This window comes from Wolbachia endosymbiont of Nasonia oneida, from assembly GCF_009012935.1.
Taxonomy (GTDB): domain Bacteria; phylum Pseudomonadota; class Alphaproteobacteria; order Rickettsiales; family Anaplasmataceae; genus Wolbachia; species Wolbachia pipientis.
In genome coordinates this window covers 1-26567 of sequence record NZ_QESS01000009.1, presented here as the reverse complement: position 1 = coordinate 26567, position 26567 = coordinate 1, and the positions used below count along the sequence as shown (strand labels likewise).

At 35.3% G+C, this 26567-nt stretch carries 27 protein-coding genes, 1 other RNA gene and 1 pseudogene; 13 read left to right on the top strand and 16 right to left on the bottom strand.

Going from position 1 to position 26567, the window contains the following annotated elements; all coding sequences use genetic code 11:
• The first annotated feature begins 167 nt into the window (after positions 1–167).
• Positions 168–1506 (top strand): annotated as a pseudogene (tnpC, locus tag DEF52_RS04400) (IS66 family transposase).
• Positions 1507–1649: 143 nt separating this feature from the next.
• On the opposite strand, the gene rpe reads toward tnpC, so the two are convergent.
• The gene (rpe, locus tag DEF52_RS04395; protein WP_007549508.1) at positions 1650–2330 is read right to left on the bottom strand and encodes a ribulose-phosphate 3-epimerase; all 681 of its coding nucleotides are present in this window, start codon (positions 2328–2330) and stop codon (positions 1650–1652) included.
• Positions 2331–2441: 111 nt separating this feature from the next.
• A complete protein-coding gene (locus DEF52_RS04390; protein WP_151807967.1) occupies positions 2442–2870 on the bottom strand; it encodes an MJ0042-type zinc finger domain-containing protein in 429 nt (142 codons plus the stop codon).
• Between the two features lie 75 nt (positions 2871–2945).
• On the opposite strand from DEF52_RS04390, the gene dapD reads away from it, so the two are divergent.
• Positions 2946–3776 (top strand): 2,3,4,5-tetrahydropyridine-2,6-dicarboxylate N-succinyltransferase, encoded by an 831-nt coding sequence (gene dapD / locus DEF52_RS04385; protein WP_151807966.1) that lies wholly within the window; start codon positions 2946–2948, stop codon positions 3774–3776.
• Positions 3777–3782: 6 nt separating this feature from the next.
• On the opposite strand, the gene DEF52_RS04380 is transcribed toward dapD, so the two are convergent.
• Positions 3783–4067 (bottom strand): DUF2610 domain-containing protein, encoded by a 285-nt coding sequence (locus tag DEF52_RS04380; protein ID WP_010962783.1) that lies wholly within the window; start codon positions 4065–4067, stop codon positions 3783–3785.
• The gene (locus tag DEF52_RS04375; protein WP_077188297.1) at positions 4068–4439 is read right to left on the bottom strand and encodes a hypothetical protein; all 372 of its coding nucleotides are present in this window, start codon (positions 4437–4439) and stop codon (positions 4068–4070) included. It lies immediately after the preceding gene.
• Positions 4440–4540: 101 nt separating this feature from the next.
• On the opposite strand from DEF52_RS04375, the gene DEF52_RS04370 reads away from it, so the two are divergent.
• Positions 4541–5590, top strand: coding sequence for a class I SAM-dependent methyltransferase (locus tag DEF52_RS04370; RefSeq protein WP_151807965.1), 1050 nt, complete (start codon positions 4541–4543; stop codon positions 5588–5590).
• A gap of 919 nt (positions 5591–6509) precedes the next feature.
• Here DEF52_RS04370 and DEF52_RS04360 read toward each other — a convergent pair.
• Both DEF52_RS04360 and DEF52_RS04355 read right to left on the bottom strand, forming a co-directional pair.
• Positions 6510–8084 carry a penicillin-binding transpeptidase domain-containing protein gene (locus tag DEF52_RS04360; protein WP_151807964.1) on the bottom strand — a complete coding sequence of 525 codons (1575 nt, stop codon included), beginning with the start codon at positions 8082–8084 and terminating at the stop codon, positions 6510–6512.
• Positions 8039–8878 (bottom strand): polysaccharide deacetylase family protein, encoded by an 840-nt coding sequence (locus tag DEF52_RS04355; protein WP_151807963.1) that lies wholly within the window; start codon positions 8876–8878, stop codon positions 8039–8041. The genes DEF52_RS04360 and DEF52_RS04355 overlap by 46 nt, the downstream gene beginning before the upstream one ends.
• A 122-nt stretch (positions 8879–9000) precedes the next feature.
• Here DEF52_RS04355 and DEF52_RS04350 point away from each other — a divergent pair, with 122 nt between their 5' ends.
• The 4 genes from DEF52_RS04350 (at position 9001) to DEF52_RS04335 (ending at position 12890) form a co-directional block, all read left to right on the top strand.
• Complete coding sequence (locus tag DEF52_RS04350; RefSeq protein ID WP_151807962.1) at positions 9001–10509, top strand: YifB family Mg chelatase-like AAA ATPase; 1509 nt, start codon at positions 9001–9003, stop codon at positions 10507–10509.
• Between the two features lie 83 nt (positions 10510–10592).
• Positions 10593–11057 carry a hypothetical protein gene (locus tag DEF52_RS04345; protein ID WP_151807961.1) on the top strand — a complete coding sequence of 155 codons (465 nt, stop codon included), beginning with the start codon at positions 10593–10595 and terminating at the stop codon, positions 11055–11057.
• A 238-nt stretch (positions 11058–11295) separates the two neighbouring features.
• The gene (gene ftsZ / locus DEF52_RS04340) at positions 11296–12492 is read left to right on the top strand and encodes a cell division protein FtsZ (RefSeq protein ID WP_010962790.1); all 1197 of its coding nucleotides are present in this window, start codon (positions 11296–11298) and stop codon (positions 12490–12492) included.
• Positions 12492–12890 (top strand): EVE domain-containing protein, encoded by a 399-nt coding sequence (locus DEF52_RS04335; RefSeq protein WP_007549395.1) that lies wholly within the window; start codon positions 12492–12494, stop codon positions 12888–12890. Before ftsZ ends, DEF52_RS04335 begins: the two co-directional genes overlap by 1 nt.
• 33 nt (positions 12891–12923) lie before the next feature.
• Here DEF52_RS04335 and DEF52_RS06595 read toward each other — a convergent pair whose 3' ends face one another.
• Both DEF52_RS06595 and DEF52_RS06785 read right to left on the bottom strand, forming a co-directional pair.
• Positions 12924–13103 carry a hypothetical protein gene (locus DEF52_RS06595; RefSeq protein ID WP_022626337.1) on the bottom strand — a complete coding sequence of 60 codons (180 nt, stop codon included), beginning with the start codon at positions 13101–13103 and terminating at the stop codon, positions 12924–12926.
• A gap of 15 nt (positions 13104–13118) precedes the next feature.
• Entirely contained in the window at positions 13119–13250 is a 132-nt protein-coding gene (locus tag DEF52_RS06785) for a hypothetical protein (RefSeq protein WP_259348783.1), read from the bottom strand.
• 24 nt (positions 13251–13274) lie between these two features.
• Between DEF52_RS06785 and ybeY the strand changes: the two genes are divergently transcribed.
• On the top strand, positions 13275–13727 hold the full coding sequence (gene ybeY / locus DEF52_RS04325; RefSeq protein ID WP_151807968.1) for an rRNA maturation RNase YbeY: 453 nt from the start codon (positions 13275–13277) through the stop codon (positions 13725–13727).
• 86 nt (positions 13728–13813) lie between these two features.
• Positions 13814–14602: a succinate dehydrogenase iron-sulfur subunit gene (locus DEF52_RS04320; protein WP_010082472.1), complete on the top strand. Its 789-nt coding sequence runs from the start codon at positions 13814–13816 to the stop codon at positions 14600–14602.
• A gap of 3 nt (positions 14603–14605) precedes the next feature.
• Here the strand turns inward: DEF52_RS04320 and DEF52_RS04315 are convergent, their stop codons facing one another.
• Genes DEF52_RS04315 through DEF52_RS04300 form a run of 4 tightly spaced genes read right to left on the bottom strand, consistent with a single transcriptional unit; the run spans position 14606 to position 18039 of the window.
• Positions 14606–15742: a hypothetical protein gene (locus DEF52_RS04315; protein ID WP_010962793.1), complete on the bottom strand. Its 1137-nt coding sequence runs from the start codon at positions 15740–15742 to the stop codon at positions 14606–14608.
• A gap of 42 nt (positions 15743–15784) precedes the next feature.
• A complete protein-coding gene (locus DEF52_RS04310; protein WP_006280097.1) occupies positions 15785–16564 on the bottom strand; it encodes a GNAT family N-acetyltransferase in 780 nt (259 codons plus the stop codon).
• Positions 16554–17036, bottom strand: coding sequence for a phosphatidylglycerophosphatase A family protein (locus DEF52_RS04305; RefSeq protein ID WP_006279290.1), 483 nt, complete (start codon positions 17034–17036; stop codon positions 16554–16556). The genes DEF52_RS04310 and DEF52_RS04305 overlap by 11 nt, the downstream gene beginning before the upstream one ends.
• A 19-nt stretch (positions 17037–17055) precedes the next feature.
• On the bottom strand, positions 17056–18039 hold the full coding sequence (locus DEF52_RS04300; RefSeq protein ID WP_151807959.1) for an NAD(P)H-dependent glycerol-3-phosphate dehydrogenase: 984 nt from the start codon (positions 18037–18039) through the stop codon (positions 17056–17058).
• A 325-nt stretch (positions 18040–18364) separates the two neighbouring features.
• On the opposite strand from DEF52_RS04300, the gene DEF52_RS04295 reads away from it, so the two are divergent.
• Positions 18365–19135 (top strand): response regulator transcription factor, encoded by a 771-nt coding sequence (locus DEF52_RS04295; protein ID WP_010962797.1) that lies wholly within the window; start codon positions 18365–18367, stop codon positions 19133–19135.
• 51 nt (positions 19136–19186) lie between these two features.
• On the opposite strand, the gene rnpB is transcribed toward DEF52_RS04295, so the two are convergent.
• Both rnpB and DEF52_RS04285 read right to left on the bottom strand, forming a co-directional pair.
• An RNA gene (gene rnpB / locus DEF52_RS04290) (RNase P RNA component class A) lies at positions 19187–19536 on the bottom strand.
• A gap of 157 nt (positions 19537–19693) precedes the next feature.
• On the bottom strand, positions 19694–21796 hold the full coding sequence (locus tag DEF52_RS04285; protein WP_044471262.1) for a hypothetical protein: 2103 nt from the start codon (positions 21794–21796) through the stop codon (positions 19694–19696).
• A 224-nt stretch (positions 21797–22020) separates the two neighbouring features.
• Here DEF52_RS04285 and nuoE point away from each other — a divergent pair, with 224 nt between their 5' ends.
• The 3 genes from nuoE to DEF52_RS04270 all read left to right on the top strand — a co-directional run bounded on the left by nuoE (position 22021) and on the right by DEF52_RS04270 (position 24245).
• The gene (gene nuoE, locus DEF52_RS04280) at positions 22021–22521 is read left to right on the top strand and encodes an NADH-quinone oxidoreductase subunit NuoE (protein ID WP_010962799.1); all 501 of its coding nucleotides are present in this window, start codon (positions 22021–22023) and stop codon (positions 22519–22521) included.
• Entirely contained in the window at positions 22522–23736 is a 1215-nt protein-coding gene (gene tgt / locus DEF52_RS04275) for a tRNA guanosine(34) transglycosylase Tgt (RefSeq protein ID WP_151807958.1), read from the top strand.
• A gap of 191 nt (positions 23737–23927) precedes the next feature.
• Positions 23928–24245, top strand: coding sequence for a WD_0736 family protein (locus tag DEF52_RS04270; RefSeq protein WP_010082444.1), 318 nt, complete (start codon positions 23928–23930; stop codon positions 24243–24245).
• Positions 24246–24251: 6 nt separating this feature from the next.
• Here the strand turns inward: DEF52_RS04270 and DEF52_RS04265 are convergent, their stop codons facing one another.
• Both DEF52_RS04265 and DEF52_RS04260 read right to left on the bottom strand, forming a co-directional pair.
• On the bottom strand, positions 24252–25523 hold the full coding sequence (locus DEF52_RS04265; protein ID WP_151807957.1) for a M16 family metallopeptidase: 1272 nt from the start codon (positions 25521–25523) through the stop codon (positions 24252–24254).
• 1 nt (position 25524) lies between these two features.
• Entirely contained in the window at positions 25525–26142 is a 618-nt protein-coding gene (locus DEF52_RS04260) for a superoxide dismutase (RefSeq protein WP_151807956.1), read from the bottom strand.
• Positions 26143–26567: the final 425 nt, after the last annotated feature.

Below are 26567 nucleotides of genomic sequence, written 5' to 3'. Positions count from 1 at the left end.
TTATAATACATTCTAACACTTTTTCCTTAACTTAATGGCAGTGAGGTCGTCATAATCCTTACATACTCAAACAGTAAAAAAAAGGTATCCGTTCAGCGGAGCGGTAAAATAAAAAGTAGACAAGGAGTGCTAAAAACATAATATCACAAGTAGTATGTGTGGTAAATATGTCTGATCTACTAGCTAGTCTTCTCAAGCTCTGTGAAAGCTTTAAAATAGAGATAGAGCAACTAAAAGCAGAGATAAAGAGGTTAGAGATAGAAAACGAAAATTTTAGATCTGAGAATAAGGCGCTAAGAATCGAAAATGCTGAATTGAAAGAAAGACTAGGTCTGAATTCACAAAATTCATCGATACCGAGCTCAAAAGAGTTATACAAGCTAAAGAAGAAAAAGAAAAAAAGTGACAGGAAAATAGGGGCACAGATTGGGCATGAAGGAAAGTATCGCCCTAAAATGGAAGCAGATGAAGTGGTGAAAATAGAGTTCTTGCGAGTGCGGAGGAGAAATTGCGATATCGAAAGAGCCATACATTCATCAAAAAGTTGATTTGCCAGCTTATGTTGTGGAATACCAATGGCCGCTGTTGCAAGTGTGGAAAAAGAAAAAGTAGCAGGCTACCAGAAGGTGTTACTGCGGATACATTTGGTCCAAAAGTTAAGTCAACAATCGCGGCGCTGAGCGGATTTTACAAGAACTCGAAAAGAGAAGTAGCAAATATTATAAAAAATATTTTCAACCTGGACATCAGTGTTGGTAGCGTGTCAAATAGCGAGGCTAGAGTTGCAGAAAAATGCCAAGAAGCATATGAGCAAATCGAGCAAGAAGTAAGTAAAAGTGAAGTTCTGCATATCGATGAAACGAGCCATTATAACAAAAGTAAACTTGGTTGGTGCTGGATGTTTGCCAGTAATACAGCAAGTTTTATAAAATTGACAGAGTCAAGAGGAATGAAGGTTTTACAAAATAGTAAGTTCTGCAATCGCAATAGCTTACGACAGGTACGCAGCATACAACTACTTTGCCGATAAAAACAGGCAAATCTGTTGGGCACATTTATCAAGAGATTTTGAAAGATTAGCACATAGTTGAAGTTAAAGTTCTGGGCTGTTACTTAAGAAACGTAGCCACTGAATTATTTGCACTAAAAAAGGCCTTGCTAAAAAATGAGATAGATGTTTTTAGATTTACCAGACGTGCCAGAAAATTGCGAAAACGTACAAGGTATTACTTGAAGCCGTTTACCTGAAGCAATTGGAGCTTCTCGAGTTGCAAAAAATATTTTGAAATCTGAAAGAATAATGTGGAATTTTTTAGATGACCCAGAAAACATTCCGCTGACAAACAACCATGCTGAACAGCAGATACGGCATTATGTCGTTTATCGCAAAAATTCATATTTTACCCAATCGAAGCGGGGAACTTGAACGGATAATTTCATTATACTTGACATGGAAACAAATGGGCTTTCCAAAACCTCTTATCTATCATCTCTCACACCGCTTAGCTGAACGGATACAACCCAAGAAAGGTTTTTCTACGTCATACCGCCGCGGTATCTCAGCATAGATTCCGCTAACGAGTAGCGGAATGACGAATTTGTTGTTTTTCAAATTGTAGGTAAACCTAAGCCACTTTAGCTATATAGGGTCACAACAATAGATTTTTAAGATCGTTTACGGCCTTCTTAATATCTTCAGCCTTGAATATCGCCGATCCCGCAACTAAAATATCAGCACCTGCTTTTATTATATCAGCTGCGTTAGAAAAGTTAATTCCACCATCTACTGAAATTTGTGTTTTAAGATTACGCTCCTGTATCATTTTTTTTATAGTAGATATCTTGTTCAACTGTGAATGAATGAATTCCTGTCCTCCAAAGCCAGGGTTGACTGTCATAATCAGCACAATATCTAGCTCATGTATTATGTATTCAAGCACACTTGGAGAAGTTGAAGGAACAATTGAAACTCCAACTTGAATCGGTTTTTTTTCGTCGTTTACATTTTTGTATGACTTTATCTTTCTTATCAACCTCTCAAGGTGTATCTCTGCTTCTGCATGTACAGTGATAATATCAGCACCAGCATTTATAAAGCTTTCAATGTGGTTACCAGGAGATGTGACCATTAAATGCACATCAAAAGGAAGATTGCTATATTTACGTATTGCAGAAACAACGCTAGGACCAATTGTAATATTTGGAACGAAATTCCCATCCATAACGTCTATGTGTATGTAATCCACACCTAAATCGCTAATTTTTCTTACTTCTTCCCCTAATTTTGCAAAATCTGCTGAAAGTATAGAAGGTGCAATTTTAATACTCATGAGCTGCCTTTTTTGCTAAAAAATAACTTATTTTTAAAACTCTGTCACCCTAATACTATGCGCACCATCTGAGTAGCTATAGAAACTGGATACTAATATCGGTATGCCTATTTAACTAGATCTTAAATTAGATAAAAAAAGGTAGTCTTGATAAAACTTATTTACAGCAAGTTTTTTTACATTTGGACTTTCTGTTTGTTCTTTTTTGTACCCTAATTTATAGCTTATTGAATCCTTGTATAAACTGATCGTTTTGTATGCTTTGTTCATCTCTCTAGGAAAGATGCCATTAGCAATTACGACGCATAACCCTGTAGCTGTTGCAAAAGCTAGAGTGGTAAATGCTAGATTTTGTAAAAAATTCCTTCCACTAACTTTTTTTTCCTGTATATTAGCAGAGTGCGATTTGTTTGACACTTCTTCTAGATATTCATACCATATGTGATTGCAGTTCGTACATTTTACCTTTCTTCCAGATGCACCTATTTGCTCGTGAGATACTAAATAAGTCTTAGTACAATTATAACATTGTATTTTCATAGCACTTACGTATAAAGTAGTAACAAGCTCAAATGATACAGAGCTACAAATTTAATATCAATATATATATAACAAATGGAAGGTTTGCAACTAAAAAAAACACAGAGTGAGATAGAAAATATTTGGAAAAATAGAGAAAAATTTAATGACTGTAATCTAAAGAAAACAGCAAGAATAGCAATTAAAGAGGTAATTGAGCTCCTTGATAGTGGCAAAATTAGAGTAGCAGAAAAGCTATCAAGTGGAGAATGGGTAGTACATAAGTGGATAAAGCAGGCAATATTATTACATTTTCTCACCGAAGAAAATAAAATAATAGATAATACTAATTGCTGGTTTGATAAGATCGGTAACAAGTTTAGTGAATGGAATGAGGAGAAATTTCGCCGGTTAAAAATTAGAGCAGTTCCTGGGTGTTTTGTTCGCCGATCTGCTTATATAGGTACAAATGTTGTTCTAATGCCAAGTTTTATCAACGTTGGTGCATATGTTGATTCAGGAACAATGATAGATACCTGGTCAACGATTGGTAGCTGTGCGCAAATAGGAAAAAACTGTCATATTTCCGGTGGAGTGGGAATAGGTGGAGTTCTTGAGCCTATTCAAGCTTCACCTGTCATTATAGAAGATAATTGCTTTATTGGAGCACGTAGCGAAGTGGCCGAGGGTGTGGTAGTGAGAGAAGGATCAGTCCTTGGCATAGGTGTGTTTATTGGGGCATCAACAAAGATTATTGATAGAGAAACTAGCAAGGTATTTTATGGCGAAGTGCCGCCTTATTCTGTAGTGATACCAGGGTCTATTCCATCTAAAAATAACATTTCAACCTATTGTGCAGTCATAGTAAAAAAAGTGGATGAAAAGACGAGATCGAAAATCTCTATAAATGAAATATTGAGGGATTAAACTATCTTACTCCTTGTCGTCACTTTTTTTATCATTATTACTAACCACAGTAATGGCATACGCACATAACTCTGAGAAAGAGACTCCATTTTCTTGAGATAATTTATATAATTTTTGTAGACTTTCTTTTACTTTATTAGGAATATTCCCTCCACGTTCTTTTACAAGCCAGGAATCTTGATGATGAATTGGATGAGCATCACTTTTTGGATTTCCTATGTATATTGCAAAAGGTGAACTTTGTCCTTTGAAGTCACATTGTACAGTAAATTTTTTTATAGATTCAGCCATCTAAAGACCTCTACTTTTCTTTTTGGTCGATTTTATAGCAGGTGGAAGAGGTGGTTTCTTTATAAAATCTTGTCTATTGACAACACTTTCTCTACCTTCCAAAGCTCGGCGAACATCAGCTCTGCTTAATTGCGACTCTTTTGCTACCTTCATTCCATGCTTTGCCATAATATTAGCATATGCTAGTACTTTTTTTACCAATGCTAGATCACCATCTAGCATTTGAACTAGCACTTGAAACACTTCCGCTAAAGTTAGCCCATCAGCATTTATAACCTTGTTTTCTATAAAATTGACAGCTTCTTCAAATTTGTATTCAATACTATCATCTTGAGCTATAAGGGCAACATAATCGGTGTTTTTGTCGTCCATAACTGAAGCACTATTACTCACAAACTTAAGTGTATACTATATATATAAATACTCTACTATTTTATATTATGGCACGCTATAGTTAAACATTTATTAATAACATGCTCTCTTATATACACGAATTAATTGACAAAAGTCAAGGATCAATATCCATCAGTGATTTCATGAATGCCGTTTTGTACCATGAAAAATACGGCTATTATACAAGTAAATTACCGCTTGGTAAGGATGGTGATTTTACTACCGCACCTGAGATCAGCCAATTATTTGGTGAAGTAATTGCAGTTTGGATAATGCATACATGGGAAAAATTAGGAAAGCCATCAAAATTTTCTCTAGTTGAACTTGGGCCAGGCAAAGGAACACTCATTCACGATATAATAAGAGTCACTAAAAAATACAGCAGCTTTTTTAATTCAATGTTGATCCACTTAGTTGAAATAAGCCCTACTTTACGGAAGATACAAAAGGAAAAATTAAAAAGCTTAGATGTTAATTGGCACAAAAATATTGACAACCTACCAGAACAACCAACCATTTTTTTAGCAAATGAGTTCTTTGACGCTCTTCCGATAGATCAGTTTGTATATCATGATGAGGGGTGGTATGAAAATATGGTGACAAAACAAGATGATGGCAGTCTCTTGGTGTCATGCCAGTGCGTGACACTGGAATCCAGAAAAAAAGAATCATGGATTCCAGTGTCAGCTACTCAGATGACAAATGGAAAATTTTTTAATGGTGCAGTGGTGGAAATATGTTCAGTTGGGGTTGAAATATTAAAAAAACTTGAGAAGAAGATATATAATAATAAAGGAGCTGCTTTGATTGTAGATTACGGTTATGTATACCCCGCATATAAGAGCACTTTGCAATCGATAAAACAACATAAGTATGCTAATTTTCTTGAGAATGTTGGTAATAGTGATATTACCGCACTTGTGAACTTTCAAGCGTTAAGAGATTCATTAAAGCATGTAGATTGTGAGATTTTAACTCAAAGGGAATTTTTATATCTTTTTGGCATAAAAGAAAGAACCCAGGCTTTAATGAAAAGCGCAAGTGATGAACAAAAGAATAGGATCTTTAGTGAATTCCTAAGGTTGACTGAAAATATGGGCACTCTTTTTAAAGCAATGCTATTGATATAGCTAACCCAAGAAAGGTTTCCCTACATCATACCGCCGCGATATCTCAGCATAGATTCCGCTAACGAGTAGCGGAATGACGAGCTTATTGTCATACCGCCGCGAACCGTCATACCGCGATTCATTCGCGGTATCTCTTAACATAGATCCCCTACTATACCTTAACATAGATCCCGCTAACACGTAGCGGGATGACGAATTACTTAACCATCATTACACCGTCATACCGCGATTCATTCGCGGTATCTCAAAGCATAGATCCCGCTAACACGTAGCGGGATGACGAGGTCATGCCACCGCGCGAACCGTCATACCGCCGCGGTATCTCTAGATCCCGCTAACACGTAGGGGAATGACGAGGTCATGCCGCCGCGGTATCTCTTAGCCGCTAACACGTAGCGGGATGACGGTTGTTGTTTAGCTATAAATATTAAGGAATTTACCAAATAAAAAAAAAGGCAAAAGAAGCCCCGTGGTTATTATCCGCTTTAAAATATTGGCGTTTTTTATGTTTTAAACGCTTGACAAGCGAGATTCAGCCGCTTTTAATTGCAACTAACTTACGCTGCAAATGTTTAAGAAATTTACTAAGCAGAAAAAAAGACAAAGAATCCCCGAGTTAGCTAGTCTTTTACTATCTCTGTCGAGTATTGGCATTTTTTGATGTCTTGTAACGCTTTATAAGCGCGTTCAGCTTATTTAGATAAAAATCTAGATGTAGATGAAGTTTTGTAAAGACATACAGTATCTATATACTGCAAAAAATTGAACATAAGACGCCGATACATTAAGTAATCCTTACCTTTTAATCTGCAGATTGGCGAAAGCAAATACAATAGCTTCACTATCATGATAAGGGCGCTGGCGAAGGGTGTCAAGTAAGTTTTTTCGTTTCTATTCCCAATAAAAGTTTGTTATATGGTTATGCAAGAAGTTTAATACTCATAGTTTCAAGCATATACTGAAATATTTCATTAGCAATTGCAACATCTTGGCGTGGGGCTTTGCCGTGTTCTATAAACACAGAGATTGCATAGCGCGGGTTATGGTAAGGGCCATAGGCGATAAATAACTTATGACTTTCACCCTTAGAGTTTATTTCTGGTGTACCGGTTTTGCCGGCAATTTGTATACCGCTTAGCCCTTTCTTATAGGTTCCAGTTTTAGAATTCACCACATCAAACATAGCTTTTCGAACTATGCTAAGATGCTCACAATCCACATCAATATCGGGAAAATCTTGTATCGTTTCATTCATCTTAATGCGGGGAATTACCTCTTTTCCTGTTGCAATCCTCGCTGCAAGAACTGCAAGCTGTAGTGGTGTTGTAAGCATATACCCTTGTCCTATAACTAAGTTGATAGTGTCACCTAAATACCACTGCGAATATAGCTTTCGTGTACGCCAATCTCTATCTGGCAACAACCCTGGAGCTTCTTCTTTAAACGTTCCAATCAGTGGCCCACTTCCAATACCAAATTTTCTGGCCATTTCTACTAGAGAGTCTACACTTATTTTTTTCCCTATATTATAAAAGTAAGTGTTGCATGATAATGCCATTGCCTCATTTAAAGATACATACCCATGGACTTTGCTTTTCAGACAACGAAATTTCCGCTCACCTATTTTCATATAGCCCTTGCACGAGAATTTCTCTTCTGGTGTTATTATCCCGTCTTTTAAAGCTGCAAGCGCAACTATTATTTTAAATATTGAACCAGGTGGAATCTGATATGATAACGCACGATTCACGAGCGGCAATGAAGGAGCATTCAAGCTCTCCCAAGTCTCATTTGATAGCCTGCTAGCAAAAAGATTATTATCGTAAGAAGGTGAATTATATAATGCTAAAATTTCTCCATTATTTACATCAATTACCACTGCGGAGCCTTGGTGATCTTTAAATACCTCTGCGGTTTTCTCTTGCAGATTAATATCAATTGTCAGTTGTACATCTTGTCCGTCTTGTTGTGGTATGCTTGATAATTCTTTTATGACGCGTTTTTTAGAATTTATTTCCTGCTCAGATTTTCCTGACTTGCCTTTCAATATATGATCATATGTATATTCAATACCGCTGATTCCTACTTCGCTTATGCCTTGCTGTCTTTTTGTATATCCGATTACATGAGAACACATTGAACCAAACGGGTAATAACGTTTATAAAGAGCAGTTATTTTTTCTGACGATTTTGCTATTTTAGACTCGACTTCTGATAATGTCTGCAAATCAACTTCCTTACCAGAACCATCAAACAAAACAACATACGAAATTTTGTTTACCGCAAGTTCAATGCTATTCCTATCTAAAATTTTGCCCCGCTTAGGCATAATAGTAGCAACTCTTATTCTATTACTATTAGATAGTGCTTCGTACTTTTGTCTGTTTCGTATTTGTAAATTATATAACCTGCAACTAAAAACCGCAGAAATGGTAAGCTGAATACCACCTAATATGAATGCTCTGCGGTTAAAGACTTTGTTTTTTGTCCACATAACATTCCTTCAAAACACACTTTTTTCCCCTCTTTTATTGTTACACTTCTGGCTTTTACCGTATTACAAACCCTTTTTTCCCACTCACTTAAGGTCACAAACTTATAACCTGATTTTTTTAGTATTTTAATAATATGAGGTAAAGCTTCAATTGTGTTTGACCTGTTATTGTGATCATGAAACAGTATAACTGCTCCATTATGTACATTACTTAAAACTCTTTCAACTAAAGTTTCTGGCTTATCACCTTGCCAATCTAGCGAATCAACTGTCCATAATATTGAATACATATTTAATTGATCAGTATTTTCAATCAGATTATCGTCATAACATCCATATGGCGGACGAAACCATTTTACATCTTGTTTTATTGCATTTTTAATTGCTGTATTTGTCTTTTCCAATTCTTGCAATTGTTCCTCACTTGAAAGTGATGTCAACTTCCTATGCGACCAAGAGTGATTGCCTAACTCATGACCTGATTCATGAATTTTCTTTACTATTTCAGACGTTTTTTCATTTATACGTTCACCAAGCACAAAAAATGTTGCTTTTGCTTCATAGCTTTCCAGAACATTAATAATATCGTTTATTCTATTGTTGGAAGGTCCATCATCAAACGTAAGCGCAACAAACTTATCGTCGTTATTCAATAATTTTTTTATATTACTTAAATTTCTATATGATAGATCTAGATTACAACTGAGCCCACAGTATGGTAAATTAAAATTACAATCACTACAAAAAGTCGTACTTGAATATAGTAAGAAAAAAGTGATTATCCTTATAAACATTTGTAATCAGCAAAGTGATAGAATACTACACTTTTTTGCTAAGTTAAGCCATCTTTAATTGCTGTAGCCTTTACTTCATCGCTTCTTTAATATATTGTATTAACAATTTTATATAATATATTATGATTGCAAATATAAATACCGTTGCGCTTCAGGGAATTAGCACAGTAAATGTCAATGCACAAATTCATATGGCAAATGGTATTCCAGCTTTTAATATTGTTGGATTGCCAGATAAAACTGTTGCGGAATCCAAAGAACGCATCAGAGCAGCGTTAAATTCAATCAATCTACTACTACCTCCAAAAAGAATTACAGTTAATCTCTCCCCTGCGGATTTGCTGAAAGAAGGCAGTCATTATGACTTGGCTATTGCTATTGGACTACTTGTTGTAATGAATGTGATACCAGTTGAAAAAGTTCAGTCTTATATAATCATGGGTGAACTGGCTCTTGATAGCAGAGTTATTCCAGTTTCAGGTGTGCTGCCAACAGCAATTAATGCAAAAAAGGACAATAAAGGAGTAATTTGCCCGAGAGGAAATGGTGTAGAAGCTGTATGGGTGAAGAATGTTTCAATTCTGGCTATAGAGAAATTAACTGATATTATCAGACACTTTAAGGGTGAGCAATTAATTCAGCCAGTAATTTTTAATTATAGTGATGCACCCAAAGAAAAAAGATTGGTTCCCGATATGAAGGATATCAAAGGCCAAGTTGTTGCAAAAAGAGCAGCTGAAATTGCAGCAGCAGGTGGGCATAATATGCTTCTTGTTGGCCCTCCTGGTACTGGAAAATCAATGCTTGCTAAGCGCTTTATAGGATTGCTGCCTGATTTAACCGAACAGGAGATGATTGATGTTAATATTATTTCCAGCATAACAAAAACTGGTAATGAAATATTCAAAGTAACTCGTCCCTTTCGTGAACCTCATCATTCATGCTCTATGCCAGCGATGATAGGGGGAGGAAAGAATGCAAAACCTGGAGAAATTACCATGGCTCACAATGGCGTGTTATTCCTTGATGAGTTGCCAGAATTTCCAAGACTTGTGCTTGATTCTCTGCGCCAACCACTTGAAGATAGAAAAGTTACCGTTGCAAGGGCAAATGCTCACATAACCTACCCTGCAAATTTTCAACTGATTGCTGCAATGAACCCTTGCAGGTGCGGTTATTTAGGTGATGCAAGCAGATCGTGCAACAAAGCTCCAAAGTGTGGCACAGATTACAAAAACAAAATATCAGGCCCATTGCTTGATAGAATAGACATATGCATTGAAATGCCAAACGTTAGCATACTCTCTCCTGAAATCTCTGTGGAGGGAGAAAGTACTAAAATCATAAGAGAAAGAGTGATAGCAGCAAGAAAAGTTCAAACTGAGCGCTATAGTGAATTAAATATTCGTTGCAATTCAGAAGTAAGCGGTGAAGCATTTAATAAATTTACTGAACCAGATCAGGCAGGGTTAGAATTGCTAAAATACGTACTGAAAGAAAATTACATTTCCAATCGAGGCTACACACGCGTATTAAAAGTTGCAAGAACTATTGCAGATCTTGCAAAAAGTGAAGAAGTAAAAAGAGCACACATTGCTGAAGCGCTCAATTACAGAATAAAGGTATATTAAAAAATTAGTTTACTTGACAGGCAATTTTTTTTACTATATGCTTCCTTAATGAAATTTTAACATTCTATTTAAGGAGTAGAGTTATGGCATTAACAAATTATGAGTATAGAAAAGGGGATGGCATTTTTCATGCTATTTCAGAAGGATATATACAAGCTGAAAAATACTGGGGAATTCCTGGTGCTGCTGGTGGAGCTGGTCAGTACGCTATGCATAATAAAGGGAGAACAGCATTATTTCCGCTTGCAGTTGCAAGTGTTGTCTTTACAGCAATGCATATGAAAGCAGGCTTTGTTAGTGCAGCAAAAGCTTCTGGGTTTCTTGCTAAGACTGCCAGTTACTTTGTTGGAACAAATCAAGCAATAGCTGCTTCATTACCTGGATTTATCGGAACAGGTGTTGCTGGTCAGATAGTTGCGGGTGCCATAATGGCAATTGCTGCAGCTGCTGTTCTTTATGGAACATATCAAATTGCCTCAAAATTAAAAGATGTTGCGGTTGAAGCATTGAAAGGGGAAGAGAAAGATAAGGAAGCTAATAATCTTTAACAAAATAAAAAGGGATAGGTTTCTGTCCCTTTTTATAAACGTTTTCTATTTTTTGCATCGGTTAAGTGATGTCATCTAAGAATCTAGTTATTATAATTAACGGCACTTATTAGTATAAATGTTAAGAATAAGTAAATCCCGTTTACTGTTTACGCCTATAGAAGTGAAAAGTATTTGCATATTATTAAAAAAGCGGTAACTTATTATCAAGTGAATTCGCTAAATTTGAGTAATTTAAATGTCTATTGATCTTAGTCTGCCGGAGTTACCTATATTGCACCCAAGGATTACCGTTGTGGGAGTGGGTGGTGCTGGTGGAAATGCTGTGAATAACATGATCCAATCTAATTTGCAAGGAGTGAATTTTGTTGTCGCAAATACCGATGCTCAAGCACTAGAAAAGTCGTTATGTGATAAAAAAATTCAGCTTGGCATTAATTTAACTAAGGGGCTTGGTGCTGGTGCTTTGCCTGATGTTGGCAAAGGTGCAGCAGAAGAGTCAATTGATGAGATTATGGAGCATATAAAAGATAGTCATATGCTTTTCATCACAGCAGGAATGGGCGGTGGTACTGGAACCGGTGCAGCACCGGTAATTGCAAAAGCAGCCAGAGAAGCAAGAGCCGCAGTTAAGGATAGAGCGCCAAAAGAAAAAAAGATATTGACTGTTGGAGTTGTAACTAAACCGTTCGGTTTTGAAGGTGTGCGCCGTATGCGCATTGCAGAGCTTGGACTTGAAGAACTGCAAAAATACGTGGATACACTTATTGTCATTCCAAATCAGAATTTATTTAGAATTGCAAATGAAAAAACTACATTTTCTGATGCATTTAAACTTGCTGATAATGTTCTGCACATTGGCATCAGAGGAGTAACTGACTTGATGGTCATGCCAGGGCTTATCAATCTTGACTTCGCTGATATAGAAACAGTAATGAGCGAGATGGGCAAAGCGATGATCGGCACCGGAGAGGCAGAAGGAGAAGATAGAGCAATTAGTGCTGCAGAGGCTGCAATATCTAATCCATTGCTTGATAATGTATCAATGAAAGGTGCGCAAGGAATATTAATTAACATTACTGGTGGCGGAGATATGACTCTGTTTGAAGTTGATGCTGCAGCCAATAGAGTGCGTGAAGAAGTAGATGAAAATGCAAATATAATATTTGGTGCTACTTTTGATCAAGCGATGGAGGGAAGAGTTAGAGTTTCTGTTCTTGCAACTGGCATTGATGGTCGCAATAATAAATCAGAAACTTCACCTATAAGTCAGAGCGAAGACTCAGAGAAAGAGAAATTTAAGTGGCCATATAGTCAAAGTGAAAGTACACAAGACAAAACACTGGAAACAAAACCAGCTGAACAGGTAAGCGAAGGAGCTAAGTGGGGCAGCAATATCTATGATATACCAGCTTACTTAAGAAGAAAAAAATAATGCAATTTTGGCTACTTAAGTCAGAGCCAAGTGAATACTCATGGCAAAAAATGGAAAAGGAGCAGGTAGTTGAGTGGGATGGTGTGCGCAATTATCAAGCTCAAAATTACATGAAAATTATGAAAGCAAGCGATCTTGCGTTTTTTTATCATACAGGTAAAGAGAAAGCAATACTTGGAATCGTTGAAGTATTTAAAGAGTATTATCATGTTAATGATCCCAAGTTCGGATTAGTGAATGTAAAGTTTTTGAAACCTTTAAATAACCAAGTAACGTTAAATAATATAAAACAAAACCCACTTTTGAAAAATATGACTATATTAAAACAACCACGTTTATCAATTGCCCCAGTTTCGGAAATTGAATGGAATGAAATAATAAGGATGAGTGATGTGTAATACCTGTCATTTCAGTTCCTAAATGATGTCATCTCAGCACACAACGCACAGCTGTATGAATATTTGTCTCGAAGGCAGTGCATTAAACGTTATAGCCGATTTTGCATCAAACACAAAGGTGTCATTCCAGTGCTTGACACTGGAATCCAGCCTTAATGCAACCACATTAAAGCCGTTGTGTTTTAATATAAGATTAGCTACTTTTATATTCACTAACTTGATGTCTAATCAAAATTCCTGGATCCCAGTGTCTAGGCACTGGGATGACATCCTTCTAGTGTACAATATTCGTACAGTTGTGTACATGACACAAGGGTCTATAACTCTTCTTTTTTGGATTCCAGTGTCAGCTATTTGCATGACACCCTTACTGATGTGTCACTCATGTTAGAAGTAAATATTCTTGACAAGAAATGGTACAGCATTATAGAAAATCCTAAAAATTTTGTATTAGGTGTCATCAATGCTTCTCTAAAAGAATTAAAAATAGACCACTATAAACCAAATATATCAATAGCTCTGGCTGATGATGACTTGCTACATCAACTTAATTTAAAATTTAGAGAAATGGATAAGCCAACTAACGTACTATCATTTCCGTATGAACAATTGTCTAATGAGTGCGATTTAGGAGACATAGCAATTTCAATAGACACAATAAAAAGAGAATCGCATGAGTATTATATACCCATTCTTGCTCACATTGCACACATGTTAGTGCATGGATTACTGCATTTACTTGGTTATGATCACCAAAAAAAAGATGAAGAAATTATAATGAAAAATCTAGAAAGAGAGATTTTAGCTTCGCTTGGCTACAATATGTGTGCGATTTAAAAGGAATTTAATAAAAATATAGTAGATGATAATAAAATATGTTATCTACAAAGGGTTTTAGCTATAAACAATAAAAGGTAAGTGATATGGTTCAGTTTTCTTTGCCAAAGAATTCTAAAATTAATCAAAAGGGCAAAATTTATCCTATTCCTGCTAGAGCAAAAAACATCAGAAGATTTCAAATTTACCGTTGGTCTGCTGATGACGAGAAAAACCCTAGAATAGACACATTTTTTATTGATATGGATAGTTGTGGCCCTATGGTACTTGATGCATTAATAAAAATAAAGGATGAAATAGATTCGACTTTAACTTTCAGACGTTCTTGTAGAGAAGGCATATGTGGATCTTGTGCCATGAATATTGACGGAACCAATACTCTTGCATGTACTAGATCTATACATGATATAAAAGGTGACGTAAAAATATATCCATTACCTCACATGTATGTAATAAAGGACCTAGTCTCGGATTTGAGCCAATTTTATGAGCAATACAAATCAATTAAACCTTGGTTACAAGCAGATAAGCCTGCCCTACCAAATAAAGAATACTCTCAATCTTCTGAAGATAGAAAAAAATTAGATGGCTTGTCCGACTGTATATTATGTGCTTGCTGTTCGACTGGTTGCCCAAGCTACTGGTGGAATAGTGATAAATTTTTAGGACCAGCAATACTATTACAAGCTTACAGATGGATTGCTGACAGCCGTGATAATAAGACAGGTGAAAGACTTGATGTTTTAAACGACCCATTCAAGTTGTATCGTTGTCATACAATAATGAATTGCACAAAAACTTGTCCTAAAGGACTTAATCCAGCAAGAGCAATAGCGAAAGTAAAACAGCTCATGGTAGAGAGAGAAGGAGTTTAAGTATTATCTTTTGCATTCTTCGTAAGAGAACAGCAAACCTTCCGAAGCGTAGGGTATTGTTAATACCCTGAACGCTTTTCCGTTTGTGAAGTGCATCGTATCATCGTACGATTCAAATAATTTTTTGAACAACTCATGTCTTTGGTTACTAATAGTTTGAAAATCCTCTTTTTCTAAAAGCTTTTTAGATTCGAAGAGGTAAAGCATAACTTCGTGATAAGTTGGGTAAGATGCCAAAAATTTTGGGTCAAATTGAAAGGTTTTTATAAAAGCATTATTATAAAATTTTAGCTTTTGATTCTTACTATATATTACTATAGCAACCGGTAACCTCTCAAGCAAATTTTTCTGTGTAGCTAAATAACTGTTTAATTCAGTATATAATTTCTCTGCATCACTAACATCTTTCCCATACATTACTATGCTACCAGAACCTTGTATTGGAATTTTAACAAAATCGAAAACCTTAGGTTCGTTCTTATAAGTTATGACATGTCTTCCTGGTTTTGTGCTATGAGCGCTACCGGTAATAGCAAATTTCTTAGAACCATCTACATATTTATCATAAAACAAGTTATAAAATTCCACCTTTCTACTCTTGTTATATCTTAGTATTGGAAATGGTAAAGAGTTGAAAACGTTTTTATAGCTCTCCACTTCCTGTGTAAGCTTACTATTTTCTAACTCAAGTCCGTTAGCCTTTATCTTACAGTCTGAGACATTCCTTATCCATAACAGCACACCTATCACATTGTTAGAATCATCTATTATGCTTCTACCGTAACATATGCAATAAACCTCACTGTCTTTTGACTTTAAATCTAGAGTAAAAGATTTATTTATTTCCTTTGCCTCAACAAAATTTTTGATTAAGCTTTCTGATTGCTCAAAAAAATTCACAAACTCATTAAATGAGTAAAAAACAGTATTAAGCAAAATTAGTAAATTGGGAGAGAACTTTTCTATACGTTTTTTTGCATCCCAAATATAAAACCCATCATTCACAGTATCAATTAAATTATTTATGATAACATTTTGATGCTGTAAGTTCTTAATCTTATTACTAATTTTTAATTTAGAATAAGAGAGAAAGAATAATATTAGAATCAATATTAAAACCACTTCATACAAAAAAAACATAGCACTTTTAAAACAAATGTAAAAATTTGTAACCGCTCAGAATTATGCTGAAGAGGTATATAAGTAAAGATTGCCTAACATTTGAAAGCCCAATCTCTTATAAAGGTTCACAGAAGATTTCATACAATGTGCTACTATATATTTGCATTCAAGCTGTTTAGCTATCTTTATTCTTTCTAAAACCATTTGGGTACCTATTCCACGATTCCTGTAAATTGGTAAAACTCCATCACTATAAAAACCAGCTACGCTATCTTGAACATAAAGACCGCATGTTCCAATAATTTCATTATTTAGTGTTACAAGAAAAAATCTTAATCTTGAGTTCTTATCATCATAATTTGATAATCCGCGAAAAAATGTGCTGACAATTCCAACGCCATGATAAAAAATTTTAGAAGTGTGTAGATCTAACTGTTCTAAGAGGTTGCTACCATTCACAGCATTTAACCTCAAGTTTGGAATAACATCAGCAGGTAAAAAGTAATTTTTCATATTAAGTAAAGCTTTTTTTGGTGTGCTAACGTGTTTTATTTCACACTTTTCTAAAATATCTCTTATTTTCATATGTGAATTTATTACCCATGTTGCTTCTATATCTCTTGTTCTGAGATAATCTAGAGTTTTTTGTATAGAAAGCTCGGTACATTGATCTCCACAGAACACAAAATTAAATAATGACTCCCTGGTACCATTTATTGTAAATATGATGTTATCAAATTCATCGTGTACTTCCCACTCAGATAAATTCGCTGTGTACAGTATATAATCCTTTAGATTTTGAACAATTAAGCTTGAATAATAAATTTTTTTATCCTGCATACACCAACAATAAACAATAAAAGGCTCCTATAAGAACACAGGCTAAAATTGCAGCTATAACGTCATCTAGCATAATACCTAAAGGACCTTTGGTATTTTTATCGATTAAATTTATAGGCCACGTTTTTATTATATCAAAAAACCTAAAAGAAAAAAAGCACAACAACAATGAAGAACAATTCATCTCTTGGCTTAACAATATCGAAACTAAAAGTATCGTCAGCAATTGACCAACCACTTCGTCAATTACTACCTCTTTTGGATCACATGAAGTCTTGTAATGTTTTATATAATTACCTGTAGACCATAATCCAATTAAGAATAAAAAAGAAATAATTGCTGCACCTAAAATTTTGTTGCTCAGGATTACAGGAACAAGCGGAAAAGAAGCCAAACTACCCACAGTACCTGGCATTTTTTTTACTGTTCCAGACAGCCACCACGTTGATATTAATTTATATAAAAATTTCACAATATATCCAAATACAAAATTAACTTATAAGAACAGAAATAGTATCCTCTATAGAGGCGCTTTCATACAATAATCTATAGACCGCTTCACATATAGGCATTTTTATCTTTAGCTTTCCTGCTAAATTAAATATGGACTCAGCAGTGCTAAAACCTTCAATCACTGACTTGCCTTCTGACAAAATCTGCTGAACATTAAAGCCATTGTCACTATTACCTATTTTAAACCCAAAAGATAAGTTTCTTGAATTCAAGGATGTGCATGTCATAATTAGGTCACCCAGACATGCTGGCCCAAGTAGTGTATTTATATCCACACTACCGTCACCAATTTTTGCTGAGTATAAAGCCTTAATTTCGCTCATACTTTTCGTAATCAATGCTGCATGAGCATTAAACCCAAGTTTACTACCTAGAACAATCCCACACGCTATAGCAAAAACGTTCTTTAACGCTGCACAAATCTGTACTCCTATAATGTCGTTACTAAACTCCAATTTAACATTTTCTTGTTGCAGCTCTGATACTAGCTTTGAACCTAATGTGTTATTTTGGCATGCAAGAACCATTGAATAGGGTAATTTTCTTGCAACTTCTACAGCAAAGCTAGGACCTGAAAAAATAGCAATAGGATTGTTAGGTAAAATTTCATTTACTATTTCACTAGGTAATTTTAATGTAGACTTTTCTATTCCCTTACAAGCTAAAATTATTGCTACATCTTTTTTCAGATTACAATTATGCAATTGCTGACATACCTTCCTCAGAGACTGAGTGGGAACAGCGAGGATTGTTACTGAAGCATTAATTGTGTCTTCAATAGCCAATTTTACTGACACATTATCAGAAATTCGACAACCGGGTAGCTTGTCACTTTCTCTTTTCCCGTTGATTGATTCAAATGTAGTTTCATTGTGAGTCCACAAAATCACATCTTTCTTACTATCTAATGAAATTGCGATTGCTGTACCCCATGCACCAGCACCTAAAATTGATATTGCCACACAATATTCCTGAAAATATTACTTATACTTTAAAATAGTAGGATAAGTAAATTAAAAATATAACACAGACATATAGAATAGTTAAATATTTATTAACCGAAGTATTCTTTTAATAATAGTAACTTTAATTCAATATTTACTAAAAATATTATTACTATCATGGTATGTCTATTATATTTTAGATCTATTTATATAACTTTGGAACAATATATTTACTATTAATTAATAAGTGTAATTTTGATCATTTGTTAATAAAAATTTGATTTATTACTTTCCTTAGTTATATATATTACTAAAATTATAAATTATTTATGGGGTGTAAAATATGCGTATATTATTAATTGAAGATGATCAAGTAAGTGCAAAGACTGTGGTTAACGCCTTAACTTCTGATGGACACTTCTGTGACGTTGTTACTTCTGCACAAGATTATAACAATAATATGGTTTCCTCAAACGGAGATTACTATGACCTAGTTATTTTAGATATACACTTACCTGGTGATATTGACGGATATGATATATTGTTAAGACTAAGAAGTGCAAAAATCAAAGTTCCTGTCTTAATACTTTCATGCATATCCGCTGTCAATCACAAAGCTAAAGGACTCGGGTATGGTGCCGATGATTACTTAACCAAGCCATTTCATAAAAGCGAGTTATTAGCTCGAATTAAGGCCATAGTGCGTCGTACTAAAGGCCATCCTGAATCGGTGATAAAGATTGGTAATATAAATATCAATTTTGATCACAGGGTTGTTGAGGTGAAAGGTAAAACGGTTCACCTTACTAATAAAGAGTATTCTATGATAGAATTGCTAGCACTGCGTAAAGGAACAGTACTAACAAAAGAAATGTTCTTAAATCATCTTTACAATGGCTTGGATGAACCTTCAGATAACAAGATAGTTGATGTTTTTATGTGCAAATTACGTAAGAAACTTGAAAGTGCAAATGATGGAAAAAGCCACATAGAAACCGTTTGGGGCAGAGGGTATGTTCTGAAAGAGTATATTGATGATGATGAATATTCTAATGTTAATGTAGGCGAAAGTAGTGATGGCTATCAAGCAGAACAAGTGAAGGACAACGCATGAAATGCCTACACATTTAAATATAGCATGGCTTATATCGCACGTATCATGTGAACGCCTAGGTGAAATATAAGCCGAGTTCTGTTTATGTAGCTATTTATCTGGAGTAAATGTTACCATTTACCGCATGCGATTTACCCGAGTAGATATGAGGAAAACATAAAATCTACTTCTATTTAATCTTGCTCCTAGTGTTGGTTACTCGACTACCAATGTTGCCATTGCCATGGTGTGCTCTTACCACACCTTTTCACCCTTACCTAAAAATATTTTAGGCGGTAATTTTCTGTAGCCCTATAACTGGAGTTACCTCCGGCGGGCATTACCCGTCACTATTTTTCCTTGGAGCCCGGACTTTCCTCTGCTATGTTTATCACACAACAGCAGCTACTTATTTCACCTAGGAATTATACTTTAACATGAAAATCACAAAAGCAAAAGACAATTTCCTAACAGTCTACATATTAAAAACATTTAGACAAATAGCTAAAGGTGATATTCCGGCACATCATCACTATCCCAAGATAAGCTTTTTTCACTTTTAGACTCCGCTTCAGTTAGTCAAGAGCCTGGTCCACCGCTTGAAGACGATGAGCTACTTCTTGATCGACTACTACTTTCTACTGATATACTATTTAGCACTGTTTCAGATTGATATATAGTTCGCATTCTGTTACCAGTGGTAAAAATTTCTTCATCGCTACTTGAAGATGATCGCCTTCTATAACCCAAATCAGTTAGTTCTAATACAGGAGCAGCATTACGACCCTTAACATATCTATATGCTATGAATCCTATAATTCCAACAATACCTATTGCTCCAACCAAAGATCCCCCTATCATTCCTGCCTTATTAGACCCTATAGCAAGTTGAGTAGGTTGTGGTGAAGAAGTAGACTGAGGAAGTAAAGTCGTGGTGAATATAGGAGTTGTTGACTCTTTTGTTCTAGTACTTGGTATACTAAATACTGTTTGTGTAGTTTTCTCTGAGCTTGTTGTTGGCGCAGTTGGTTCCACTGTTACTGTGCTTGTTTGAGTCGTTGACTCTGTTGAAGGTTTATTCGTTGTAGAAGTAGGTGCAACGGCTTCTGTTGTTGGCTTCACTGTTACTGTACTTGTTTGAGTCGTTGACTCTGTTGAAGGTTTACTCATCGTAGAAGTCGACGCACCAGTCGCTGCTGTAGGTTTTACAGTACTTGTCTCAGTCCCTGAAGTTACTATCGGCACACTAGTTGACGTTGTAGCAACCGTGGTCGCTTGTGAAGTAGTAGTTGTTTTTGCTACTGTCGTTGACTCCGTTGAAGGTTTACTTATTGTAGAAGTAGGTGCAACGGCTTCCGTTGTCAATTTAGTAGTCTTCACAGCGTCGGTTTCTGCTGTGCTAGTAATTGCAGCAGTCGGCGTTTTCTTAGAAGTCACAACCGTTTCTGCAACAGTTATAGGAGCCACGGTACTACTAGAAATAATATCTGGCGTTAATCGACCGTTAATGATATTAACAAAATCACTGAGAGTTTTGATGCTATTTGCCGGTATTATTGTTGCTTCAGAAGATTTTCCAGAGCCGTTTTGATTAAAAGTTACAATATTTTCTCCACTTACCGCAGTTACGATAAAACCACCCTGACCGTTGCCTTTAATATATAATTGCTCTATAGGATCTGTAAATTGATAGATAGGAAAATCTGACACTGATCCATTTTTAAGTAGAGTTGCTATATGTAACCTCTGCTCATTAGCTGATTGGTCATTTTCAAGAAAAGCAACTAGATCATTTCCTTCCGTTTGTTCAACATACTGCAAAAAGCTTATTTCATGTTCTCTAGAAAGAGATAGTGCTTTATTATCTATTTGACCTTTTCGATTACCAAGTAAAAAGCCATTAACTCCATCCTTCAGACCCTGAATCACTTTAGCCATATCAAATTTAAAAATACGTGTTTTTCTCACCTCTTGATTTTCCTTAGTAATCCTTTTGCTCACTTGCGAATAAAGCATCGTGTTTCCATTTAATGCCAATTGCCCCTGATTATCAAAATTGAACAATTTTCTTTCTGTAACACCTTTTTCTCCAGTCAATACCTTAAATTTTCCGCTCTCGCTTGACTTTAAGTACCAAGAAACTAAAGTTTGATCCTTTAAGTTATGGGCGATTACAATTACGTCACCATTACCAACTTTCACTGCTCTTGGTTGAAAGTAACTATTGCCCACATTTGCAAGACTATTATTATCAATATTCTTTTGTAATTTTCTTTTATCTAAATGTTCAACTGAAGGAGTATTAACTGATTGTTTAATTCCGTAAGTGTTAAAAGATAAGCCTTTAACGCATTTTTCTCCTTCTTCGCTAATTCCTTCTTCAGGAAAGATAACTCCAACTTTATCTATTTCAGCTGAATCTTCTATTAATGTGAGAGATAATTGATCTTTGAATTCATTTGCTACGCTGATATTTGTACCACATTCGTATGTTTTTGATTGATATAATGGACTAATAAGTAATTTTACTTTACTGCTCCCATTACCATTATCTTGATAGCTGAGTCCGTAAGCAACTCCATTCCCCTCAATTAATTCTACGTTTGTTGGATTAAAACCTATCGCTTCTTTAATTTCCGGTGTATTTGAGTTGATCCCGAGCAATCTTCTTAATATAGACATAATTTTATTTAAAATATTAATAAAATGCTATTATGATTACTCCTGTGTGTTAATGTCAATGAAAATTTTAACTAAAATTAAAAAATTAATATAATATTTTATACTAAAAGGTAAATATAAGCTTGAAGAGGGCTAAGAAGCTTTATGCTATTTCTCAAAAAACCAACAATTGCAATCATTGGTTCTACAGGTATAATCTGTTAAAGTTTACACGAGTCTCATGAATGATAGAAAAAGAAGAGCAGTTTAGTTTTACATCAGAAAACCTCAAGAAAGCGGGAAAGTTTATAGAGATGTATCCCAAAGGTAGAGAAGGTAGTGCTGTTATGCCTTTACTATATCTGGTTCAAGAGCAATGCGGATGGGTTTCTGAATCTGCTATGCGTTATGTTGCTGATATGCTGCATATTCCACATATTCGTGTATATGAAGTGGCAAATTTTTACACCATGTATAATTTAAAACCAGTAGGCAAATATCTAATACAAATTTGTAGAACAACTCCTTGCTGGTTGTGCAATAGTGAAGAAGTTTTAAATACCTTTAAAAAAAAACTTGGAATCAATATCGGTGAGACTACTAAAGATAATTTGTTCACTTTAAAAGAAGTTGAATGCCTAGGTGCATGCGTTAATGCTCCCGTTGTGCAGATCAATAATGACTTCTATGAAAATCTTACTCCTGAGAAAGTAGAAAACATCATAACAGAACTTTCAGGCAAATAGATGAAAGAAGAATTTTCATTCAAGAGAATCAAGCAATCAGGTTCTGCAAGAGTTGGAACAATTAAAACTCCAAATGGAAGCGTAGAAACCCCCGCTTTTATATTCTGCGCAACAAAAGCTGCAATTAAAGCTGCAGATATTGAAAGAATAAGTGAAGCTGGTACCCAAATCATACTTTCCAACACCTATCACCTAATGCTTCAACCAGGAGAGAATACTGTTGCAAAACTTGGTGGTTTGCGCAAGATGATAGGATGGAATGGGCCAATGCTAACTGACTCAGGTGGATATCAGATATTTAGCTTAGGCCACGGATCAGTTTCGGAAGAGATAAAAGGAATAAGAAAAAAACAAAAAACTTTGATCAAAATTAATGAGGATGGGGCAATTTTTCGTTCTTACATTAATGGTAAAATTTATTGCTTAACTCCTGAAAAATCTGTACAAATTCAACAGAAATTAGGTGCAGATTTAATCCTAGTTTTAGATGAATGCACTCCATTTCACGTAAGCAAAGAATACACAGCAAAATCAATGCTCATGAGCCACAGATGGGCTGAACGTTCTTTAAATGAATTTGAAAAAAACAATAATGGCAAGCAGGCACTGTATGGAATTAGTCAAGGCGGAGTGTATCAAGATTTACGTAGAGAAAGTTGTGATTTTATCAACGATTTGCCATTTTTTGGTCAAGCAATAGGTGGATCACTTGGTCAAAGTAAAGAGCAGATGCATGATGTAGTTTCTTTCACTATGGACCACCTGAAAAAAGACAGGCCTACTCATTTGCTTGGTATTGGTGGAATTGTGGACATCTTTCGCGGAGTAGAGCTTGGAATTGACACGTTTGATTGCGTGCATCCAACCCGCTTAGCAAGGCATGGTGGCGCACTTGTTAAAGTAAAAAACAGAAATTCTATTTCTTCAAAGTGCAAAGAGCATATTAATTTGCGGAATCAACGATTTGAGCTGGACAACAACCCAATTGAAAGTGACTGTTTATGTTTTACCTGCAGAAAACATTCAAGAGCTTATATACACCATTTACTGAAAGCTAAAGAGCTCCTGGCTTACACGCTCGTTACCATTCATAATATTTTCTTTATGAATAAGTTAATGGCATCAATAAGGCAGGCTATATTAGATGATAGGCTAGATCGGGAGAAAAATAATTGGATTAGTGAGATACCACTACACTGTGAATTATACACCTAGTTCATATTTTTCTACGCTTATTTTATATTCCCTAAAACAGAAAAAGCCTTCCTCTTCCTACTCTTTCTTCCTTGGCTAATCCATAGTTAGCGTCTTTTGCACATGTGCGTTGCATTTTTTAATCTTCTTTAAAAACTTGACAATACATGACAACACTGGTATGTTAAAAATATAGTTTTTGTGAGGTATTTATGGTTAACAATAAAGAAAAACATCAAATAGCGTTTTGCGTTTCAGCCGTTACATTCTTAGCTGGGTTATCATTAATCGCAACTGCAATTGCAGTGGGTACCGTACCTGCTATAGCTGCTTGTCTAGTGATAGGAGGAATTTTGACTGTCTTGTCTGGTGTGCAAGCAGTAGAAAGCTATTTATTTTTACGAAACAGCGAGAAAACTTTGAATAAACTGATAAGTAATATACGCGATGAACCAGAAAGCAAACTTTTTATAGAAAGGATTTTGCAACCGTTCATTGAACTTTTTAGTGAGCTTAAGCAACATAATTAAAGTACACTAAGCTTTAAGCATAGAAACCACTTTATCGTAACTTGGTAATGATTCAATTTCTCCAATTGCAGCTAGAGTGGTTTTTTCATGCTGAGATAACAATTCTTCTGCTGCTTTTTTTACGTTAGCAGTGGTAACTGCACTAATTTTTTCTATTAATTCATTTTTACTGATGTACCTATTATAGTTACCGTAGTAGTGTCCCAATGTTTCAGCACGTGAGCTAACACTTTCGCGTGACATTAAAATTTGGGATTTTACTCGCTCTTTCACTCTATTTACTTCTTCTTCCTTCAGATCATCTGTAGACAACTTCTTCAACTCTGTCGTTATAGATTTTAAAAGCTTATCTAAGTTACTACTGTCTGTACCAGCAAAAATGGAAAACATTCCTGTATTAGTATAGCTGGAATTAAATGAATAAACAGAGTAAGCTAATCCCTGCTTTTCCCTTACTTCCTGGAATAAACGTGATGACATTCCGCTCCCTAATATAGAATCAAGCACTTGAAACGTGTGATATTTATCGTCATGGCGAGAAACACTAGGTAGACCAATTAGCAAGTGTACCTGATCTAATTTACGATGTTCTAAATACTCACCACCAGTACAGCTCGCATTTTGGCTTTTTTTCAGCTTTTTAGAATGAATCTTTGAGAGAAAATCTTTGGTTAATGCAACAACTTCTTCATGTTCAACATTTCCTGCAACGGCAAATAGCATATTCTCACCAAAGTAATGCTCATTTATGTAATTATCTAGATCTCCTCGAGTAAAAGATTTTACAGTATTTTGCGTGCCTAAGATTGACCTACCAAATGGTTGGTCTTTATAAGCTGCCTCAAAATATTTGTCGAAAATAATGTCACTTGGTGAATCATTAGTTTGAAAAATCTCTTGTATTACAACACCCTTCTCACGTTCCAATTCATCTTCTGGAAACGTGGAATTCATCAATATATCTATTAATATATCAATACCAGTTTTTATGTCTTTCTTGAGGACTTTTGCATAATAGGTGGTGCTTTCCCTACCGGTGCTAGCGTTGAAAACTCCACCTATGTCATCAAAAGCTTTTGCAATTTCAAAGGCAGTTCTTGTCTTCGTCCCTTTGAAAGCCATGTGTTCTAAAAAATGGGATATTCCATTTTGCTTTGCACTTTCTGCTCTACTGCCAACACCAACTCGTATGCTTAAAGCTACGGAATCAATATCACGCACCTGCTCAGTTATTATGCGCAGACCATTATCTAATTTTGTTACCCGGGGTACATTCATCTTATGTGTTCTTTTTTAAATTCTCTTCTGCAAAATCCCAATTAATCAAATGATCAAGGAAAACTTTTATGTAGTCAATTCTACGGTTTTGACAATCTAAATAATAGGCGTGCTCCCACACATCCATAGTGAGTAGTGGCACTTGGCCATAAATTATTGGCAAATCTGCATTTGGAGTCTTGGTGATTTTGAGCTTTCCTAACCTACCTTTTTCGAGCACTAACCATACCCATCCACTGCCAAACTGGCTTACTCCATGACTCGAAAATTCTTCATAAAATTTATCAAAGCCACCGATATCGTCTTGAATTTTTTTTGCTAGAAGACTACCATCTTTAGGCTTACCACCACCATTTTTTTTCATTGAATTCCAATAAAAAGTATGGTTCCAAACTTGTGCTGCATTATTAAATATAGGCAAGTTGCCGCTATTACCATGCACTTTTGTTATTAATTCCTCAATTTTTACATGTTGATAATCCGTATTTTCAACTAGCTCGTTGAGTTTATTTAAATATCCTTTATGGTGCTTATCATAATGAAAATCTAAGGTTTTTGCAGATATATAAGGCTCCAAAGCTGTTTTATCGTATGGTAATTCAGGTAAAGTAAAACTCATAAAAACCTCTTTATTTCTAACCTACTTGGATGGTAGGGCAATATATGCTTTTGTGCAACATATAATTAATAGCTAAAACATTTAGGTATCTATTGCATTATTCTAAATTATACTACAATAACGATTATCATATAAGCCATAGAAATGGATTAAATGCAAAAGTTACTTGACACCCTTCGCCAACCCCCTTATCATGAAACTGAAGCTATTTATTTATCTTCTCTGTACAGATTAAATGACAAAAAAACTCACGTATCTGGCGTCTCATGCTTAATTTTTTGCACTATGTGCACCTTATGTCTTATAAAATTTCTACCTACATAAGCTGAAACGCGCTTATAAAGCGTTTAAAACATAAAAAAACGCCAACTTAAAAAATGGATAGTGAATAACTAGCTACCCTAGGGTTTCTTTTGCCTTTTTTT

What these genes read in the sequence shown, in the direction of transcription:
- rpe (WP_007549508.1), bottom strand. Translation starts at nt 2,330, where the DNA reads ATGAGTATTAAAATTGCACCTTCTATACTTTCAGCAGATTTTGCAAAA.
- DEF52_RS04390 (WP_151807967.1), bottom strand. Translation starts at nt 2,870, where the DNA reads ATGAAAATACAATGTTATAATTGTACTAAGACTTATTTAGTATCTCAC.
- dapD (WP_151807966.1), top strand. Translation starts at nt 2,946, where the DNA reads ATGGAAGGTTTGCAACTAAAAAAAACACAGAGTGAGATAGAAAATATT.
- DEF52_RS04380 (WP_010962783.1), bottom strand. Translation starts at nt 4,067, where the DNA reads ATGGCTGAATCTATAAAAAAATTTACTGTACAATGTGACTTCAAAGGA.
- DEF52_RS04375 (WP_077188297.1), bottom strand. Translation starts at nt 4,439, where the DNA reads ATGGACGACAAAAACACCGATTATGTTGCCCTTATAGCTCAAGATGAT.
- DEF52_RS04370 (WP_151807965.1), top strand. Translation starts at nt 4,541, where the DNA reads ATGCTCTCTTATATACACGAATTAATTGACAAAAGTCAAGGATCAATA.
- DEF52_RS04360 (WP_151807964.1), bottom strand. Translation starts at nt 8,084, where the DNA reads ATGTGGACAAAAAACAAAGTCTTTAACCGCAGAGCATTCATATTAGGT.
- DEF52_RS04355 (WP_151807963.1), bottom strand. Translation starts at nt 8,878, where the DNA reads ATGTTTATAAGGATAATCACTTTTTTCTTACTATATTCAAGTACGACT.
- DEF52_RS04350 (WP_151807962.1), top strand. Translation starts at nt 9,001, where the DNA reads ATGATTGCAAATATAAATACCGTTGCGCTTCAGGGAATTAGCACAGTA.
- DEF52_RS04345 (WP_151807961.1), top strand. Translation starts at nt 10,593, where the DNA reads ATGGCATTAACAAATTATGAGTATAGAAAAGGGGATGGCATTTTTCAT.
- ftsZ (WP_010962790.1), top strand. Translation starts at nt 11,296, where the DNA reads ATGTCTATTGATCTTAGTCTGCCGGAGTTACCTATATTGCACCCAAGG.
- DEF52_RS04335 (WP_007549395.1), top strand. Translation starts at nt 12,492, where the DNA reads ATGCAATTTTGGCTACTTAAGTCAGAGCCAAGTGAATACTCATGGCAA.
- DEF52_RS06785 (WP_259348783.1), bottom strand. Translation starts at nt 13,250, where the DNA reads ATGCAAATAGCTGACACTGGAATCCAAAAAAGAAGAGTTATAGACCCT.
- ybeY (WP_151807968.1), top strand. Translation starts at nt 13,275, where the DNA reads ATGTTAGAAGTAAATATTCTTGACAAGAAATGGTACAGCATTATAGAA.
- DEF52_RS04320 (WP_010082472.1), top strand. Translation starts at nt 13,814, where the DNA reads ATGGTTCAGTTTTCTTTGCCAAAGAATTCTAAAATTAATCAAAAGGGC.
- DEF52_RS04315 (WP_010962793.1), bottom strand. Translation starts at nt 15,742, where the DNA reads ATGTTTTTTTTGTATGAAGTGGTTTTAATATTGATTCTAATATTATTC.
- DEF52_RS04310 (WP_006280097.1), bottom strand. Translation starts at nt 16,564, where the DNA reads ATGCAGGATAAAAAAATTTATTATTCAAGCTTAATTGTTCAAAATCTA.
- DEF52_RS04295 (WP_010962797.1), top strand. Translation starts at nt 18,365, where the DNA reads ATGCGTATATTATTAATTGAAGATGATCAAGTAAGTGCAAAGACTGTG.
- DEF52_RS04285 (WP_044471262.1), bottom strand. Translation starts at nt 21,796, where the DNA reads ATGTCTATATTAAGAAGATTGCTCGGGATCAACTCAAATACACCGGAA.
- nuoE (WP_010962799.1), top strand. Translation starts at nt 22,021, where the DNA reads ATGATAGAAAAAGAAGAGCAGTTTAGTTTTACATCAGAAAACCTCAAG.
- tgt (WP_151807958.1), top strand. Translation starts at nt 22,522, where the DNA reads ATGAAAGAAGAATTTTCATTCAAGAGAATCAAGCAATCAGGTTCTGCA.
- DEF52_RS04270 (WP_010082444.1), top strand. Translation starts at nt 23,928, where the DNA reads ATGGTTAACAATAAAGAAAAACATCAAATAGCGTTTTGCGTTTCAGCC.
- DEF52_RS04265 (WP_151807957.1), bottom strand. Translation starts at nt 25,523, where the DNA reads ATGAATGTACCCCGGGTAACAAAATTAGATAATGGTCTGCGCATAATA.
- DEF52_RS04260 (WP_151807956.1), bottom strand. Translation starts at nt 26,142, where the DNA reads ATGAGTTTTACTTTACCTGAATTACCATACGATAAAACAGCTTTGGAG.